Annotated in this window: 1 protein-coding gene; it reads left to right on the top strand. The window is 60.3% G+C overall.

The window, feature by feature from the left end; all coding sequences use genetic code 11:
- Nucleotides 1–232: peroxidase family protein (locus A3714_RS06435; RefSeq protein ID WP_197463378.1), on the top strand; the 232-nt coding region annotated here is incomplete at both ends.

Raw genomic sequence — 232 nt, 5'->3', positions numbered from 1 at the left:
GAACCCGGCGGAGGGCTCCGTCCATACCAACTTCGGCCGAAATGTGGACCCGGCGTCGGTGTATGCGGAAAACGCCAGTGGCAATCTGCTGACCCCCAACCCCCGGGAAGTCAGTAACCTGATCATGTCCCGGGGCGGCGATTTCAAACCCGCCACCACCCTGAACTTTATCGCCACTTCCTGGATTCAGTTCATGGTGCACGACTGGTTCGACCATGGTCCGCGCACCGAT

This window comes from Alcanivorax sp. HI0007 (assembly GCF_001635525.1).
Taxonomy (GTDB): domain Bacteria; phylum Pseudomonadota; class Gammaproteobacteria; order Pseudomonadales; family Alcanivoracaceae; genus Alcanivorax.
This window is presented reverse-complemented; position numbering and strand designations above follow the sequence as displayed.